Origin of the sequence: Gilliamella sp. B3367, assembly GCF_026536825.1 — a bacterium.
In the GTDB taxonomy this organism is placed as follows: Bacteria; Pseudomonadota; Gammaproteobacteria; order Enterobacterales; family Orbaceae; genus Gilliamella; species Gilliamella apicola_E.
In genome coordinates this window covers 19374-36112 of record NZ_JAFNNJ010000002.1, presented here as the reverse complement: position 1 = coordinate 36112, position 16739 = coordinate 19374, and the positions used below count along the sequence as shown (strand labels likewise).

The 16739-nt window shown below is 35.8% G+C and carries 17 protein-coding genes; 4 read left to right on the top strand and 13 right to left on the bottom strand.

Annotated features, from left to right (window positions below):
- Positions 1-400 precede the first annotated feature (400 nt).
- From J3U23_RS03040 to J3U23_RS03025, 4 genes are all read right to left on the bottom strand, one after another.
- Positions 401-637 carry a FeoC-like transcriptional regulator gene (locus J3U23_RS03040; protein ID WP_267338413.1) on the bottom strand — a complete coding sequence of 79 codons (237 nt, stop codon included), beginning with the start codon at positions 635-637 and terminating at the stop codon, positions 401-403.
- Between the two features lie 15 nt (positions 638-652).
- Positions 653-2953: a Fe(2+) transporter permease subunit FeoB gene (gene feoB, locus J3U23_RS03035; protein WP_267338412.1), complete on the bottom strand. Its 2301-nt coding sequence runs from the start codon at positions 2951-2953 to the stop codon at positions 653-655.
- Positions 2950-3228, bottom strand: a complete 279-nt coding sequence (locus J3U23_RS03030; RefSeq protein ID WP_218060022.1) for a FeoA family protein — start codon at positions 3226-3228, stop codon at positions 2950-2952. The genes feoB and J3U23_RS03030 overlap by 4 nt, the downstream gene beginning before the upstream one ends.
- Positions 3229-3377: 149 nt before the next feature.
- Entirely contained in the window at positions 3378-3773 is a 396-nt protein-coding gene (locus tag J3U23_RS03025; RefSeq protein ID WP_267331391.1) for a nitrous oxide-stimulated promoter family protein, read from the bottom strand.
- A gap of 51 nt (positions 3774-3824) precedes the next feature.
- On the opposite strand from J3U23_RS03025, the gene J3U23_RS03020 reads away from it, so the two are divergent.
- Complete coding sequence (locus J3U23_RS03020; protein ID WP_267338410.1) at positions 3825-4655, top strand: shikimate 5-dehydrogenase; 831 nt, start codon at positions 3825-3827, stop codon at positions 4653-4655.
- Positions 4656-4858: 203 nt separating this feature from the next.
- Here J3U23_RS03020 and J3U23_RS03015 read toward each other — a convergent pair whose 3' ends face one another.
- The 6 genes from J3U23_RS03015 to coaE all read right to left on the bottom strand — a co-directional run bounded on the left by J3U23_RS03015 (position 4859) and on the right by coaE (position 10625).
- Positions 4859-5812: a carbohydrate kinase family protein gene (locus J3U23_RS03015; protein WP_267338408.1), complete on the bottom strand. Its 954-nt coding sequence runs from the start codon at positions 5810-5812 to the stop codon at positions 4859-4861.
- Positions 5813-6234: 422 nt separating this feature from the next.
- Positions 6235-7992, bottom strand: coding sequence for a 30S ribosomal protein S12 methylthiotransferase accessory factor YcaO (gene ycaO / locus J3U23_RS03010; RefSeq protein ID WP_267338406.1), 1758 nt, complete (start codon positions 7990-7992; stop codon positions 6235-6237).
- A gap of 31 nt (positions 7993-8023) precedes the next feature.
- Complete coding sequence (gene tsaD, locus J3U23_RS03005) at positions 8024-9043, bottom strand: tRNA (adenosine(37)-N6)-threonylcarbamoyltransferase complex transferase subunit TsaD (RefSeq protein ID WP_267338405.1); 1020 nt, start codon at positions 9041-9043, stop codon at positions 8024-8026.
- Positions 9043-9255, bottom strand: a complete 213-nt coding sequence (gene yacG / locus J3U23_RS03000; RefSeq protein WP_065734517.1) for a DNA gyrase inhibitor YacG — start codon at positions 9253-9255, stop codon at positions 9043-9045. The genes tsaD and yacG overlap by 1 nt, the downstream gene beginning before the upstream one ends.
- 25 nt (positions 9256-9280) lie before the next feature.
- Positions 9281-10018: a cell division protein ZapD gene (zapD, locus tag J3U23_RS02995; protein WP_065734518.1), complete on the bottom strand. Its 738-nt coding sequence runs from the start codon at positions 10016-10018 to the stop codon at positions 9281-9283.
- Entirely contained in the window at positions 10011-10625 is a 615-nt protein-coding gene (gene coaE, locus J3U23_RS02990; protein ID WP_267338404.1) for a dephospho-CoA kinase, read from the bottom strand. Before coaE ends, zapD begins: the two co-directional genes overlap by 8 nt.
- Before the next feature lie 323 nt (positions 10626-10948).
- Here coaE and lexA point away from each other — a divergent pair, with 323 nt between their 5' ends.
- Positions 10949-11575 carry a transcriptional repressor LexA gene (lexA, locus tag J3U23_RS02985; protein WP_065734520.1) on the top strand — a complete coding sequence of 209 codons (627 nt, stop codon included), beginning with the start codon at positions 10949-10951 and terminating at the stop codon, positions 11573-11575.
- Between the two features lie 51 nt (positions 11576-11626).
- The gene (locus J3U23_RS02980) at positions 11627-12007 is read left to right on the top strand and encodes a hypothetical protein (RefSeq protein WP_065734521.1); all 381 of its coding nucleotides are present in this window, start codon (positions 11627-11629) and stop codon (positions 12005-12007) included.
- 79 nt (positions 12008-12086) lie between these two features.
- Here J3U23_RS02980 and hisM read toward each other — a convergent pair whose 3' ends face one another.
- Genes hisM through J3U23_RS02965 form a run of 3 tightly spaced genes read right to left on the bottom strand, consistent with a single transcriptional unit; the run spans position 12087 to position 14296 of the window.
- A complete protein-coding gene (gene hisM, locus J3U23_RS02975) occupies positions 12087-12806 on the bottom strand; it encodes a histidine ABC transporter permease HisM (RefSeq protein ID WP_267338403.1) in 720 nt (239 codons plus the stop codon).
- A 12-nt stretch (positions 12807-12818) separates the two neighbouring features.
- On the bottom strand, positions 12819-13502 hold the full coding sequence (locus tag J3U23_RS02970; RefSeq protein ID WP_065734523.1) for an ABC transporter permease: 684 nt from the start codon (positions 13500-13502) through the stop codon (positions 12819-12821).
- A gap of 5 nt (positions 13503-13507) precedes the next feature.
- Entirely contained in the window at positions 13508-14296 is a 789-nt protein-coding gene (locus J3U23_RS02965) for a lysine/arginine/ornithine ABC transporter substrate-binding protein (protein WP_267338402.1), read from the bottom strand.
- 334 nt (positions 14297-14630) lie between these two features.
- Here J3U23_RS02965 and yccS point away from each other — a divergent pair, with 334 nt between their 5' ends.
- Positions 14631-16721: a YccS family putative transporter gene (gene yccS / locus J3U23_RS02960; protein ID WP_267338401.1), complete on the top strand. Its 2091-nt coding sequence runs from the start codon at positions 14631-14633 to the stop codon at positions 16719-16721.
- Positions 16722-16739: the final 18 nt, after the last annotated feature.

Sequence of the window (16739 nt, the reverse complement as noted above, 5' to 3'; positions counted from 1 at the left end):
TTTCATGACCTTATTTAAGCAATGTAACCTAAAATACTGTTTTAATATTCTACAATGCTTTGTCTCACTTTACATAAAGCATCATCTGCACCAATAGCTTCATGTTTTATATTTTGTGTTTCATCACACCAAAATGAACATGCGTTCATATTAATATCATTTGTTACTTTGAGGTATAAATAAATTCAATTTTGTGATGTAAGTCTCGAAAAAAGATATTGAATAAAAAATATATTGACCTTTTTATTTAAAAGATAACAAAAATAGGCAAAAATAAGCGGTTAAATTTTTAAAAAAGTGACAGGGTTTAATCAAAGGTTAAAGATTAATACATTTGATACATTTAGTCTATTTAAGGCTGGTTAACCTGATTTAATTAAGATTGTTAAAAGAAGATAAATTACTGAACCCAAACATAATTGGGATAAACGACTAAATTACAACTAATACATGCAGAACACTGCTTACCAGCACAAGTTAATAAATTATTATTTACTAATTTAATGACTCCTTTATTTACCCAAAAATCAAGCATCGGTTCAACGGCGCTTTCAGGCAAACGAAAGTGACGAGCCACATCTAGCAAATTGGCTCGCCCTCGTAATTGAACATAATCTCGGATTGATGTTATCAGCATAAAAATTAAAGTCTATTATTCACAACAAGCCGATTTATTGTGTGAGCGTGGTTTAGGTAACTGATAATGATTAAAGCATGGCAGATTCCCAAGTTTACGCATTACAACAAAAGTCAGAATAATAAATACCCCTATACCAGTTAGCCAATATGGTGCAAATGTTGAATGACCTAATAAACTAAATTGGTAATAAATCGTTGCACATAACCACCCAATAACAAATGTCCAAACTGCGACAAAGATCATCCATTTTAGCCCTACCTCACGATAAATGGTGCCTAATGCTGCTGCACACGGTGTGTATAGTAGAATAAAAATGAGATAAGCAATGGCAGAAGTTGAAGTAATGAAAGAATTGCTTATTTTAGTTATCGTAATTGAATCAACAGATAATTCATCTTGTCGGCTATCTTGATTAACGAGCCCGAGTGGATCGCCAATTGAGTTTGCTAAATCAATAAGATGAGCAGGAATCGTGGAAAAAGCTGACTTAATTCCACCATAAAATGAAAACTCTTCTTGCTCATGATGATCCATTGAATAGAGTGAATTTAAAGTTGCAACCACTGATTCTTTGGCAAAAATTCCGGTAAAAATACCCACGGTAGCTGGCCAATTTTGTTTATCAATCCCCATGGGTGTAAAAGCTGGCGTCACTTTTTGGCCAATAACAGATAGCATAGAGTCATTTGAATTTTCATGCCCAAACGAACCATCAACACCCCATGAGTTTAATATGCTAAGTACTGTCACCATCACTACGATTGCTTTACCTGCTCGTAAAACAAAGCTTTTTAGCCGTTGGCAAGTTATTCGCAACATACTGCGTAAAGTCGGAATACGATAGACCGGCATTTCCATAATAAATGGTGTTAATTCGCCTTGTAGCAAAGTATTTTTTAAGACAAAACCGGTCAGCATCGCCACAAAAATACCAAGTAAATACAACATAAAAACCACAACCGATGCATAATTAGGAAAGAATATCACAGCAAACAATGCATAAACTGGCAAACGTGCACTACAAGACATAAAAGGAATTAGACAAATAGATAAGAGACGATCACGTGGGCTATCTAATGTTCTTGTCCCCATAATAGCTGGCACGCCACAACCAAATCCCATTAACATTGGTACAAAGGCTTTACCGGGTAGTCCGATACATCGCATAAAACGATCTACAATCATCGCAGCTCGAGCTAAATAACCTGAATCTTCCAAAAAAGATAAAACAAAAAACATCGCCGCAATAACTGGAATAAATGTTGATACAGTCGTAATCCCATTACCAAGCCCGTCAGCTAAAATAACCGTTAACCAAGTTGGCGCATGTAGCATATTTAAAAGGTAATTAAAGCCATCAACAAAAATCGTACTAAAAATACCTTCAAAAAAATCAACAAAAACCGAACCAAAATTAATCGCAACCAAAAACATGGCATACATTGCAAACAAAAAGAATGGAATCCCAGTAAAACGTCCTAAAGCTAATTTATCCAATTTTTCAGTAAGATTTAAGCTGGCCTCACGAGGTTTATCGACCACCATTTTGCAAACCATATCAATCGTATCGTAACGTATAGAGGCTAAGGCTACATCAACTTGATAATCAAAATTAATCGATACCAAACGACGACAAGTCTCTAACTTCTCATTTTCAACTAAATCAAATGAGGGATCAGAACCATTAAGCAATGCTTCTATTAATTGCCACCGGTTAAATTGATGGATTTTGCTCGTCACGGGTAATTCATCCAAATAGCGATTAAAGATCACTTTTGAATCCCAATTTAAGGTATCTATTGTCGGTTTTGCTATTTTCAGATCTAGAGTGCTAATTTGTATTTGCTGATAAAATTGTGTTAATCCCGTCTTTTGCGTAGATGAGATAGCCACAACTGGGCAACCTAATAGTTTCGAGAGTTTAGCGATATTTAACTTTTCCCCCATCGCTGTAAGTGCATCAACCATATTAAGCACAATTATCATCGGTACTTGCATATCAATTAGCTGAAAAGTTAAATACAAGCTACGTTGCAAATTGGTTGCATCAATAACATTAACAATCAAACTGTCTTTGTCTGTTAACAAAAACTGACGTGTAATAAATTCATCTTGAGCGGTTGAATCTGACTCAATGGAATAAGTTCCAGGCAAATCAACAACATCATACTGTGTATTTTGATAATCAAATGAGCCTGACTTATGCTCAACCGTCACACCAGGCCAATTACCAACACGCTGCTTTGAGCCAGTTAACAAATTAAATAAAGTGGTTTTACCACAATTGGGATTACCAATTAACGCAATTTTCATGCAACTACCTCAACTTCGATGGCTGCGGCTTCTCGACGACGCAAACAGAGCAAAAAACCGCGAAGGCTTATTTCAATCGGATCACCTAGCGGTGCGATTCGCAATACCTTCAATTTACATCCAGGCGTCATCCCCATAGCTAAAAGTTTGCGACGAAAAGGTAAAGAGTCAGGTAACAGACGTTTAACAACAGCCTCATGCCCTATAGAAAGGTGTTCAAGCGTAAATATCATACTTCCTATCAAATACGGTTGTATTTCAATAAATGGCGACATTTTAAAAGATAATCATTCGCATTTTTAGTGTTTAACTGCGAACAAATCGCAAAGAACATCTAAAATAAGTGAAAACAATTGAATTTATAGGCAAATTAGAAGATAACCCTGACAAAAGTTGATAATTCAAGGCTCAAAAACCCCGCTCCTCAACTTTTTTTGGCATTAGAAAAGCGCTTTTCTACAAATCTCTTCAAAATCGTTTTTAAGTTTTTATTAAGATGCTTGATAGCCATTATAGGGTGATAAATCATCATTCTTGGACCAGAATAACGCATGACTTCTTTTATTCGCTGTTTGTAGTCTTTACGGTAACAATGTTTTAAACAGAGTTCGCAGGTAGTTTTAGACTCGCCAAATCGGCACATAGTCAATCGTTGCATAGCGTACTGTAATAAATCATTACACTCATCGCATAACTGGTTTTTTGAGGTGTGGTGTTTTTGGTGACAATAAAGATATATCATCACTTTTACTGTGTTTTTTTCCTGATTTATTTTGGGGCCAGTGTTGTTTGCAACCATAATTAAATATATATCGGTCAAAAAGATGCTAGAATACTAAATTAATTAGTATGATCACAAGGATTTTGGTTAATGGCAAGAATTATCAACAAAGATACTACTGTTTGTATGTCACTTTCAGCTAGACCAAGTAATTTTGGTACTCGCTTTCATAATTATTTATATGAAAAATTGGATCTAAATTATATCTATAAAGCCTTCACCACCAATAATTTGAAAGATGCAATTTATGGCATTAAAGCATTATCTATTCGTGGTTGTGCAATTTCGATGCCTTATAAGCAAGCTTGTATAGAATTTATTGATGAATTAGATGTATCAGTACAATCCATTCAAGCAGTGAATACGATCGTTAATACCGACCACTATTTAAAAGCGTATAACACCGACTATATTGCTGTAGAAAAACTAATTAAGGCCAATCATATTAACAACAACATGCCATTTGTTTTAAAAGGCAGTGGAGGCATGGCTAATGCGGTAATTGGCGCTTTTTATGATGCTGGTTTTAAACATGGGATTGTATGTGCCCGAAATCAGATTAAAGGCGAAGCTTTAGCTGAGCGTTACAATTATAAATGGGTTAAGGATGAATCAACCATTACGCCAGAACAAGCAAAATTAATTATTAATGTGACCCCTATTGGTATGCAAGGTGGCGTTGAAGCAGATCAACTAGCATTCAGTGAAGCCCTGATTAATCATGCCGATATTGTATTTGATGTGGTCGCCCTACCAATTGAAACACCACTAATTAATTATGCAAAAAAATTAAATAAAACTGTCATTACCGGTGCAGATGTTGTTGTGTTACAAGCCGTTGAACAATTTATTTTGTACACCGGTGTTACGCCTAGCGATGAACTCATCAATCAAGCTGCTGAGTTTGCCAGACAAGGTTAATCTCATTGATAACATAATTTGTAAAGCACACGCTAAAAAATCTCTTGATTCGGACGTTTATTCCTTAATGAAATACAGGTTAAAACGTCCAAACTTACCTAAAATCTGTTTAATAGAAAAACTCGAAGCCCCCTTTTTTACTCCAAAAAAAGTTGAGGAGCGGGGTTTTTGATGTTTGCAAACCTTCTATAAAATATCATTAATTAAAAATAGAGAGTAAAATGCTTACTAAACGTTTTACCTACTCGATTGATATCAACCAAGTTTGGCATAGCGCTTCGCCCTCTTTTTTGCTGGTTAACAGCAGCAACTGATAGATTTGCAAATAATAGGGTCTTTTCTAATGGCCAATCATAACTAATGCCGTAAGCAAAAGCGCCCTGAAAAATGTCACTTTCGGTCATCTTATCAATCGGTTGGTTTTTAAAACCGGGAATAATGATGACTTCTTGACGATCAAGATATGCACTCCCCTTTTCACCCATGCGGATGATGACTTTACCGCTAGTTAAACTACGCAATTTTTTAAATGCGTCTTTAATTGTTTTCTTATCACTAAAGGATTTTATTTTTAAAAATGCACATGCAAATTGTTCAGTTACAATGACATAATCTGCATGTTGAGCTAGGTACAGACTCGAATCAGACAGACTATCTATACTCATAATAACTTTCGTTTTAGGTAAATTCTTGATGATATATTCACTTAATTCGGCTTCATATCCATCCACTAAAATAACAATATTGTAGCCACGAATGGTTTGCATAAAGTGATTGAGTTTATTTTTTTCATCATCAGTTAATTTTGGTGGCGTGGTTAATCGGTGCGATATAATGGTTTGCATTCCGGTTTGTTCATCAATGGTGATTGCTTCTAATGGGGTGATCATGTTTTCTGAAAAAATAAATTGCTCAGTATTCACGCCTGCATCAGTAAGTTCAGAAACAATCTGATTACCATAGGAATCATTATTTAAATGACTAATGTGATAAATAGCTTCGCCCCAAAGTGCGAGCAAATAAGCCGTATTAGCACAAGAACCACCTCCACAACGGACTATATTATCTGGCGGGATAACACCGTTTTTTTCTAAATTAGGTGAAGTAAAACAAACTAGATCTAAACAAGCAAAACCTACGGTAAGAATTGTCATCATTTAGCCTCAATAAATGGATTAATTTAAAAAAACTAAAAATTGAAAATTTTTGACTTAACTTTGTTCGACTTGATTTAAATAATTATGCCAGCGTTCAAACTGCTAGAGAGAAAATGAAAAGCAATAAGGGAATCTACTTATTGCTTTTAGAAAAACGATGCCTCAAAAAGGCTTTATCATATAAAACTATAATATATTATTATAGAACAACCCGTTTAAGGATTCATTTTATGCTAAGTGAATTTTTTAAGTTTAGTAAGCATAAAACTTGAATTTTGTGACATAAGTCTCAAATATAGTCCTTTTATCACTAAATATCAAATTCAAATGTACATAAAATCATCAGCAAAGACGGTTTAGGTTTATCACTGATGATGAATGCTTTCTCTTTAAATAATGATTTATCTTAAAAAACAGCAATTTTACATGGTCTGTTTTAATTTGTTGTAGACCTCTAAAAGTTTTTGATGCATCACAAATTGATCCATTGGATGATTATGCTCATTGCTAATCAAATCAACGAGGCCAAAAAACTGTTTTTTGCCTGTTGCATATTGCCACATTTCGTCAACGCAAGTTTTTCCATACATTTTATTGAATGCATTTTGGTAATCACTAAACTGGTTTTCGCCTCGTTCAATAATAAAATTCACTAAGGTTTGCAAACAACGATAAGCATGGTTACGTTCAGGCGTAAAGATGGATTCGTTCATTTCAACCGTCCAATCGATCCACAATTTTGCTTGCGGTAAATCACCAGCGGCTAATGCCAGCATAGCTTTTAATTCACCAATTCGTAAAGTCAGCCATGCATTATCTTTACCTGTTGCAATGCCAAGCAGTTCACGAACACGAGCAAAATCATCTAAACCTTCATCATCGAACTGTTCAATAATTGCCAGCAACTCTTTTGCTGTTCGCTTTTGATGAGGAAGCGATAAGATCAATTCGCGTAAATGGATCGCCATATTATTGTTTGCGATCAATAGATCTTCAGGTGGATAGATTTCTGACATGCCGACAGCTAAAATACGGCAAGCATAAACCCCAAGATGTTGGTAATCCATGATCAGGACTTCAATTTGATGACGATTAAAAATTGCCATTAAATTGGCAAATTCTTGCTCTGTCGATCCTGAAAAATCCCAATCTACAAATTCATAATCCGGTTTTTCATTAAACAGATCCCACGAGATTAAGCCACTTGAATCAATAAAATGCGTTTCTAAGTTGCTTAAATCAGCAACATCATCATTATCAAAACTTGGTGGTGAAAACACATCCAAATCTTTAAGACTTCGGCCTTGTAAGAGTTCGGTAACGGTTCGCTCAAGCGCCACACCAAAATTAGGGTGTGCACCGAAAGAGGCATAACAAGTACCATTTTGAGGATTAAATAAAACAACACAAATAACGGGGAATTCGCCACCTAATGAGCCATCAAAGCAGTAAATCGGGAAGCCTTCGTTTTCTAGAGCGTCGATTGCAGCTAATACTGCTGGATAACGATTGAGTACTTCGACAGGTATGGTTGGCAGACTGATTGCCTCAGTAATAATTCTATTTTTTGTGTAACGTTCGAATATTTCTGACAGACCTTGTACTCGTGCTTCGTTTGGAGTATTGCCTGCTGACATTCCATTAGAAGCATATAAGTTAGCTATTAAGTTAACCGGTACATAGATGGTTTGACCATCGGATTGTTGTACAAACGGTAAAGCACAAATCCCACGTTCACCATTACTTGACTGTAAATCAATTAAATCAGTAGCAGTTAATTCATGATCCGGATCATAAAACTTGAGTAATTTTGGCGATAATAATCCTTTAGGTAAGCTATTATCTTTCGGTATCGTAAACCATTTTTCAGTTGGATAATGAACAAATTCACTATTGGCAGCTTTTTCACCTAAATAAAAATCAGAAAAAAAGTAATTGGTTGAAAGCCTTTCAAAATACTCACCAAGAGCAGAAGCTAATGCCGCTTTTTTGCTGGCGCCTTTACCGTTGGCAAAACAGAGTGGACATTTAGTATTTTGAATATGTACCGACCATACGTTAGGTACAGGATTAAGCCAAGATGCTTCTTTAACAACTAAGTCAAATTTTTCCAATTGTTGTTGAAAATAGTTAATCGAATCTTCAAGTGCTGCATCTTTACCGGGGATAAATGTTTTCATTAAAAAACCTTTTTAATATAGCTTGAACAATTTATTTATCATTAAGTTCACTTAATGGCCATCTTGGTTTGACTTCTATTGCCAGATCAGCAAATTGTGAGGATTTAAGATGGATCATACCTGCATAAGCAATCATCGCACCATTATCTGTACAAAATTCTAATCTCGGATAATATACCTGCCCTTTTCGCTCAGCCATTAGTTGAGCTAATTTACGACGTAACGTTTTATTGGCGCTAACACCACCAGCGATAACTAAACGATTAAAACCGGTGAGATCTAAAGCTCGACGTGATTTAATTAACAACGTATCGACTAATGCATCTTCAAATGCTCTAGCAATATCCGCTTTGCTTTGCTCGTCAAGGTCTTGCCCTTGTTGATGAATAGTATTTGCTGCGGCCGTTTTTAGACCGGAAAAACTAAAATCTAAACCCGGTCTATCTGTCATCGGTCTTGGAAAATGAAAACGTGACGCATCGCCTTGCTCAGCAAGTTTAGATAATTTAGCGCCACCAGGATAATCCAATCCTAATAATTTTGCTGTTTTATCGAACGCTTCACCTGCAGCATCATCAATCGATTCGCCAAGTAACTCATATTCGCCAACACCAGTAACTTTAATTAATTGAGTATGACCACCGGAAACGAGTAAAGCAACAAAAGGAAACTCGGGCGGATTATCTTCTAACATCGGCGCGAGTAAATGGCCTTCCATATGGTGCACCGCAACCCCAGGCACATTCCAAGCATAAGCAAGCGAGCGACCGATAGAAGCACCAACCATTAATGCACCAATTAACCCAGGCCCAGCGGTATAAGCCACGCCGTCAATATCACTGGGTTTTAAATTTGCTTCTTTCAATGCAGCTTGAATGAGCGGTACCGTCTTACGAATATGATCGCGCGAAGCGAGCTCAGGTACGACGCCACCATAATCAGCATGTAATTTGATTTGTGAATAGAGTTGATTGGCGATAAGACCTTGCTTGTCATCATAAATAGCAATCCCCGTCTCATCGCACGAGGTTTCAATGCCTAAAATCTTCATTAATGTTTACTCATCAGATCAGAAATTTCGTCTTCACTCCAAAGATCTTGTTCAGAAAGTTCTTTATCAGCGATGCGATGTTCTTCTGTGGCCCAATCGCCTAAATCAATCAATTGGCAACGTTTACTACAAAACGGACGATATGGACTTTTTTCAGACCATTCAACATCTTTTTGGCAGGTAGGGCATTTTACAATGGTATTTTTATTCATTTAAACGCTCTTAAATTCTATTGGACTAACAACATGCAAGTTCAAATTCGATTGCATCAATATTGTTATTATCGCCAGCATAAAGGGGTAAAAAACGAATACTATAACGAGACATGTGACCGGATACTTGAGGATAAACATTTTTATCCAAAGCAACACGAATTCGAATCAAACTCACATCACCATTGGTTTCTTGGAAGAAATTGTTGGTACAAGTGAAAAGACTAAATTCGCCTAATTGTCGAATAAATTGTAAACAAGCTTTCAAAGGCTCATCAAGTACCGCAATATGTTTTAACCACTCATCAACTTGTGAATTGCGTTTTTCTTGTGTTTGATTTAACCATAAATGAAATGATGGTAAATCAAAACTACAACATCCACCTGGGATCATCAAACGCTGACGAATTGCCGTAATAAAACGGTCATCTTTCAAAGCTTGTCCTAAGCGTAAACTCGAATTAAACTTTGTTAAAAAAAGATCATATTTTTTAAGCATATCGCCAAGTAACTCTTTGTCTACACCATCAAGTTCAATCCAAGATAGTATTTTCTGTTTTTGAGCTTCGATCTCTTTAATTAAATCGCCTTTAACATCATTACGCTCAACGATTTCTAATAACTCTGATAATGCATGAAAAAACAATAATGCATTATTTTGTGAGAAATGGCGATGTAAATGTAATTGTTTAAGTAAAAACTCGATCCGTAACCAAGTACGCATTCTTTCATTTAATGGATGTTCGAAAATTATGTTATTCATAGCTATTCTTAACTTTTAAGTTATGTAGATATTGCTTATGCAAGTTATCTACTTGAATTTTCAGTGACTCTAAATCACCATCATTCACAATAATATCATCGGCAAAGGCTAAACGATCGGTCAAACAAACCTGTGTTGCAACCATTTTTTTTGCCAATGACTCACTAATTCTATCTCGATTAATCAGGCGTTCTAATTGTAACGCTTCTGGAATATCAATCATCAAAACGCGATCAGCCAACTGGTGTAAATTGTTCTCAATTAATAAAGGCACCACCCATATCACATAAGGTTTGGTTTGCTGAGCAAACTGTTTTTGCGTCTCTTGTGCAATAATCGGGTGCAATAAATTATTTAACCATAACCGTTCATGATCATTGTTAAAAATGATCTCTCTTAATTGACTACGGTCTAATTCACCATTTTCTAACAAGATTTCTTGGCTAAAATGTTTAGTAATTTGCTCCAAAGCAGGCGTACCTACTTCAACCACTTGGCGAGCAATAATGTCAGCATCAATAATTGGAACGCCTAATTGAGCAAATAGATGGGCAATGGTACTTTTACCACTTGCAATGCCTCCACTAAGGGCAACAATATAAGACATAAATCAAATTCCAACTAAAATGACTATATTAAGGGATTATATCATACAACTGGGCAACAGAATATATCGCATCTATCCCTAAAATAATTTTAATAATTGCCCGCAAAAGGCCCCACATAAAACATTTAAATCATCTTTGTCAGAATATCATCAATAACGCATTTTGATGAAAAAATGCCACCATATTTTGTGATTTAGATCAAAAATAATACTTTTTGTGGATTTTTTAATGTCCAATATCAAAAAAATTAGATAAAACAGTTGTTTTGTTCGTATAGCTGTATATAATCACATGTATCTGTATATAAAAACAGGAATAAACCATGAGACCATTAACCGAACGCCAACAACAAATTTATGATTTAATTAAAGAAAACATTCAAACAACCGGTATGCCACCGACTCGAGCTGAAATTGCCCAAAAATTAGGATTTCGATCCGCCAATGCAGCTGAAGAACATTTAAAAGCATTAGCTAAAAAAGGGGCGATTGAGATGATAGCTGGCTCATCTCGTGGAATTCGTTTATTACTTGAACAACCAGATGACGCATCCGATTTTGAAGGCATCCCTTTAATTGGTAAAGTAGCTGCTGGCTCACCAATTTTGGCACAAGAACATATCGAAAGCCATTATCAAATGTCACCAGCATTATTCAAACCACAAGCTGACTTTTTATTGAGAGTACAAGGCATGTCAATGAAGGATATTGGTATTTTAGATGGTGATTTACTTGCCGTTCACAAAACTCAAGATGTAAAAAACGGCCAAGTGGTTGTTGCTCGCATTGATGATGAGGTCACCGTAAAACGATTATCGCAAAAAGGAAGACATGTAAAACTTCTAGCGGAAAATCCTGAATTTGCGCCAATCGATGTTGATTTAGAGCAACAAAATTTTGCCATTGAAGGTATCGCGGTTGGTATTATTCGTAATGGTTCATGGATGTAATCTTAAAGTTAGTATAAAATATCCAATAATTGTTGCTTAGGAGATAACAATATGTGGTTATTTTGGGTATATGAATTTTTAGGATTTGTTGGCGTTATATTATTAGTCTTCGCTTACTGTCGTATTCGTAAGCAAGGATTTTGGTCTTTTTTGTGGCACAATTTAAAATGGATTTCGATTGCCGTAGTTTGTGTTTGGTTACTAATAGCACTCATTTGTCGAAATGATTTATACAGCGCTGCAAAATGTTATTTCCGAGGTGAAAGTATGCACGCTAACACCAAATATTCTATTTTTTGGAGTGAGTGCCAGATCGAAACTTCAAACGGTAACTTTTTACCAATTGACCGCACCCGAGCACTGCCTGGCGCCAAAGATGGTGGTGATAGTCATGGTGACGGAGTGCCTGCTGATGATTTAATCATCAATTAAATTGGTTGATTCTAAAAACAGGCAATGCAAAACGTTGCCTGTTTTTTTATTTGGTAAAATTCTATTTGATTGACTTTATTTATACCACTTTTTCATTAACCCGCATGTAAGCTAAGCAATGTTTTTCAAGTTGTTTAAAGCCAAAAATCAGAACAAAACTCACACACAAATAGATCACCGCTGCAATCCCAAAGGCATGAAATGGTTGATAGGTTTCAGCATAAATATCACGGGCAATCTTCATCACATCTTGAACCGTCACAGTAAAAGCTAATGCGGTTGAGTGCAACATAAAAATCACTTCATTGCTATAAGCAGGCAATGCAATTCGAAAAGCTCTTGGTAAAATAATATAGCGATACAATTGCCAGCGATTAAAACCAAGTGCGGTAGCGGCCTGAATTTCACCACTTGGTACATTACGAATCGCACCAGCAAAAACCTCAGTAGTGTACGCGCAAGTATTGAGTGTAAAAGCTAAAATAGTACAATTTAATCCACTTTGGAAAAAGTCACTTAAATACTTATGTTCGCTAACAAAACTCAATGTATATATGCCGGTATAGATAATCAATAACTGCACATAAAGTGGCGTCCCACGAAAAACATAAGTAAACAAACAAATCGGCCATTTAATGAAGACATGGTTAGCATTTCGCCCCACCGCTAACACTAATGCTAAAATCCCACCCAATGACACAGACAAAATCAAGATCCAAAGCGTCATTGCCAGACCTGTAATATGGTAGCCATCCGACCATAATAGAGCTTTCCAGTAATCTTGAATGATTTCTAACATAATATGGCTCGATTATAATTTTGCTTTAGTGACACCGGCGGAATAATGTTTCTCAAGCCACCATAAAACAACATTAGATATAGAAGTAAAAAATAGATAAAACGCTCCGGCTAGTAAGGCAAAAAATAGCGGTTGATAGGTTGCCTCGCCAGCGGTTTTGGTTGCTTTTACTAGATCGAACAATCCTAATAATGATACAAGTGCCGTGGCTTTTAAAATGACTAACCAATTATTAGCAACTCCGGGAAGAGCATAACGCATCATCAAAGGAAATCGTACATAGATAAAAACTTGACGCTTATTTAAGCCTAATGCAGTAGCAGCATCAATTAATGTTTTGGGAACCGATTGAAAAGCACCGCGGAAGGTTTCGGTAAAATAAGCACCGTAGATAAATCCTAAGGTTATAATACCTGCCACAAAAGGATTGATTTCGATCATATCAGCTTCAAAAAAATCAGTAATGCTGTTTAACAAAAATTGCAAACCGAAAAAGATCAGCATCATCAAAACTAAATCAGGCACACCGCGAATTAATGAGGTATAAGCCTGACAAAGTAGTTGCAAAATAGGCTTTTGAGATAATTTGCCAAGAGCACAAACTACCCCCATCATTATGGCAAGAATTAGCGAACAAATCGCTAATTCAATTGTAACTAGTGCACCTTGTAATATTAATGAACTATAGCCTTGCATATAATTTATTTTTTATTGCCATAAACGCTAAAATCAAAATACTTATCATTGATTTTCTTATAGGTACCATCATTTAAAATTTCAACAAGTGCCTGATTAAACGCTTCACGTAGCTCATCATCCTTTTTACGGAATCCTAGCCCAACACCAACATCAAAATAGCCTTTATCACTAAGCACATCACCAGCGAACGCAAAGTCTTTACCTTGAGGCTGTTTTAAAAAGGCATAGCTACCAGTAACCTCATCTTGCAATGCCGCATCTAAACGCCCCGCTGCTAAATCCGAAAACACTTGTAACTGATTTTGATATGGCACAATCACTACACCATTTGGGCGCCACTTATCATTAGCAAAATGCTCTTGAGAAGTCCCCTGCTCAACGCCAACCCGCTTACCTTTTAATGACTCAATGGTTGGTAACAAATCAGAGCCTTTTTTTGCGATTAAGCGAGAATTAGTAATAAAAATTTCGTCGGAAAAAGCTATCTGTTTTTTACGTTTTTCCGTCATCATCAATGAAGAGGATATCATGTCGATTTTGCGTGACAATAAAGAGGGAATTAACGCATCAAAATCAGTAGTTTGAAACTCACATTTGATCTTAGCTTTTTCACAAAGTGCTTTGGTGATTTCGATATTAAAGCCACTGATTTCACCATTTTTATCAATAAAATCAAACGGCGCGTAGGATGTATCCGACCCAATTTTAATCGATTCAGGCACTTTGGCTTGAATTGTCCAAGCACAAGTTAACAACATCGCTACCGAGGCAATTTTAAATAGACGCTTCATGATTTAATCCTATAAAATTTTTGAACGCATAATATAGCGTGTTATTAAATGAATTAATAATAAAAAAAAATTATTAACATGCGGGTGAAAATTGAGTAAAAGTTATAATTAACATTGTTAAAAGGCGAATTTTTAGGCCTCAAAAACCCCGTTCCTCAACTTTTTTTGCTTAAAAAGTATATCTTTCATTACTTTTAAGTCTGATTTGATATTAATAAATTTACTTTCGCTAATTATATAGTATGCTTTGCATTATGATGTTAACTCATTTCAAACACTAAATAACGTGCATTCTTTTATCTTATCTTTGCGTAAAGTTTTTTATAGCAGTAATTTGCTATTTAGTATTCGTATGCTGGTTAGTTTGACTGGCTCTACGCTCGTGCCTTGGTATTTTGGTTCAGTTTCATTGGTGATTCCACTCACTTTAGGCGTGGTTGCCGCAGGCCTGACAGAGATTGATACCCGGTTGCTCAGTCGCTGTATTAATATTTTACTTACGTTAGTTTGTTTTGCGATTGCAACGTTTTCGGTCGAGTTGTTGTTTAATTTTCCTTTGTTATTTATTGTTGGATTAGTTAGCTCGACGTTTATGTTTATTATGCTTGGTACGCTTGGACAACGATATGGCGTGATTGCTTTTGGTTCGTTATTGATTGCTGCGTATACCATGCTGGGCCACAATCTGTTTGATGATAACTATACTCTGCCTTGCTTTCTACTATTGGGTGCACTTTGGTATAACATTGTTTCATTAATTGAATCTATAGTACAACCGATTCGTACAACTCAGCAGACATTAGCAAATTGCTTCTTGAAATTATCACTTTATCTTGATGCCAAAGCAGCGATGTTTGATCCTGATGAAACTGATGGCTTTAGACGACAAACGCTTGAATTGACAGAATGCAACACTCAAGTGATTAATGCGTTTAATGATACCAAGCGTTCGCTATTTAATCGTTTAAAAGGCTTTCGTGGACAATCTTATATTAGAAAGATGCTTAGTTATTATTTTGTTGCTCAAGATATTCACGAACGAGCAAGTTCGTCTCATGGTGATTATCAAGCGCTCAGTGAACACTTTAAGCATAGCGATCTGTTATTTCGTTTTGCAAGAATTTTGAATTTACAAGCTAAAGCTTGTGCCAAATTAGCGGTATCGATTAAATTAAATCAAACTTATCACCATGATCCGCTGTTTGCTCGTTATTTTGCTTATTTAGAAGAGGCAATCATACAATATCAACAGCATCCTAATGCCAATATGTTATTTATTAAATCGTTGCAAAATCTCTATCAAAATTTGCAAGCCATCGATTTATTATTGGCCAATATTGATACCGAGCAACACTTATCTAAAATACAAGAAGATAATCAGTTGATTGATGAGGAACTAACTCGCTTTCATGATATATTTTCACGAATTAAGCAAAATTTAACTTTGAAATCATCATTATTTCGCCATGCTATTCGTATGAGTCTAGTGCTTTTTGTGGGTTATATGGTGATTTTCTTCTCTCATCTTTCACATGGCTATTGGATTATTTTAACCAGTTTATTTGTTTGCCAACCTAACTATTCCACCACTAAATACCGCTTAAAATTGCGAGTAATCGGGACAATTTTAGGGATCATCATCGGGATTCCGTTAACCTATTTATTTCCAAGTATTGAAGCACAATTAGTGTTGATTATTTTGACCGGCTGGTTATTTTTTCTATTTAAGAATTCGCAATATGCCTATGCGACTGCTTTCATTACTTTATTAGTATTTTTTAGTTTTAGCTTGATCGGTGAAAGTAGTATTTCGGTGGCAATATCACGTATTATAGCAACGTTAATTGGATGCTTTATTGCATGGTTTGCGGTCAGTTTTATCTGGCCTGATTGGAAGTTTAGAAACTTACCTAAATTACTTGATCGAGTCTGCCATGATGATAGTCACTATTTGGCGCTAATTGGTAGTCAATACGTATCAGGTAAAACTAATGATCCTAAATACCGTGTTGCACGGCGAGCTGCACATGATAGTAACGCCGATTTATCTTCACTTATCAGCTTAATGACCAAAGAGCCTCATGTAAAACCCGATCTGATTGAGCAAGGTTTCCGATTATTAACACTTAATCATACATTTATCAGTTACTTGTCAACCTTAGGAGCGCATCGTGATAAAAACATCTCGCCCCACACGCTTGAACTATTTGATAATGTTTCGCTTTATATTATTACCATTTTGAGCAATAAGAAGATCGACTCTGAATATCTTCCTTTAAAGAAAATGGTGGATGATCATCTTGAGATTGTGTCCGATGATGATAAAGATAATGATTTGCTGGTCATGCAACAGTTAGCTTTGATTTTGGATATTCTTCCGGAAATCATCGATTTAATTACCTCAATTGAAGAAAAAACTAATTGACCAGCATGCTTATTAATT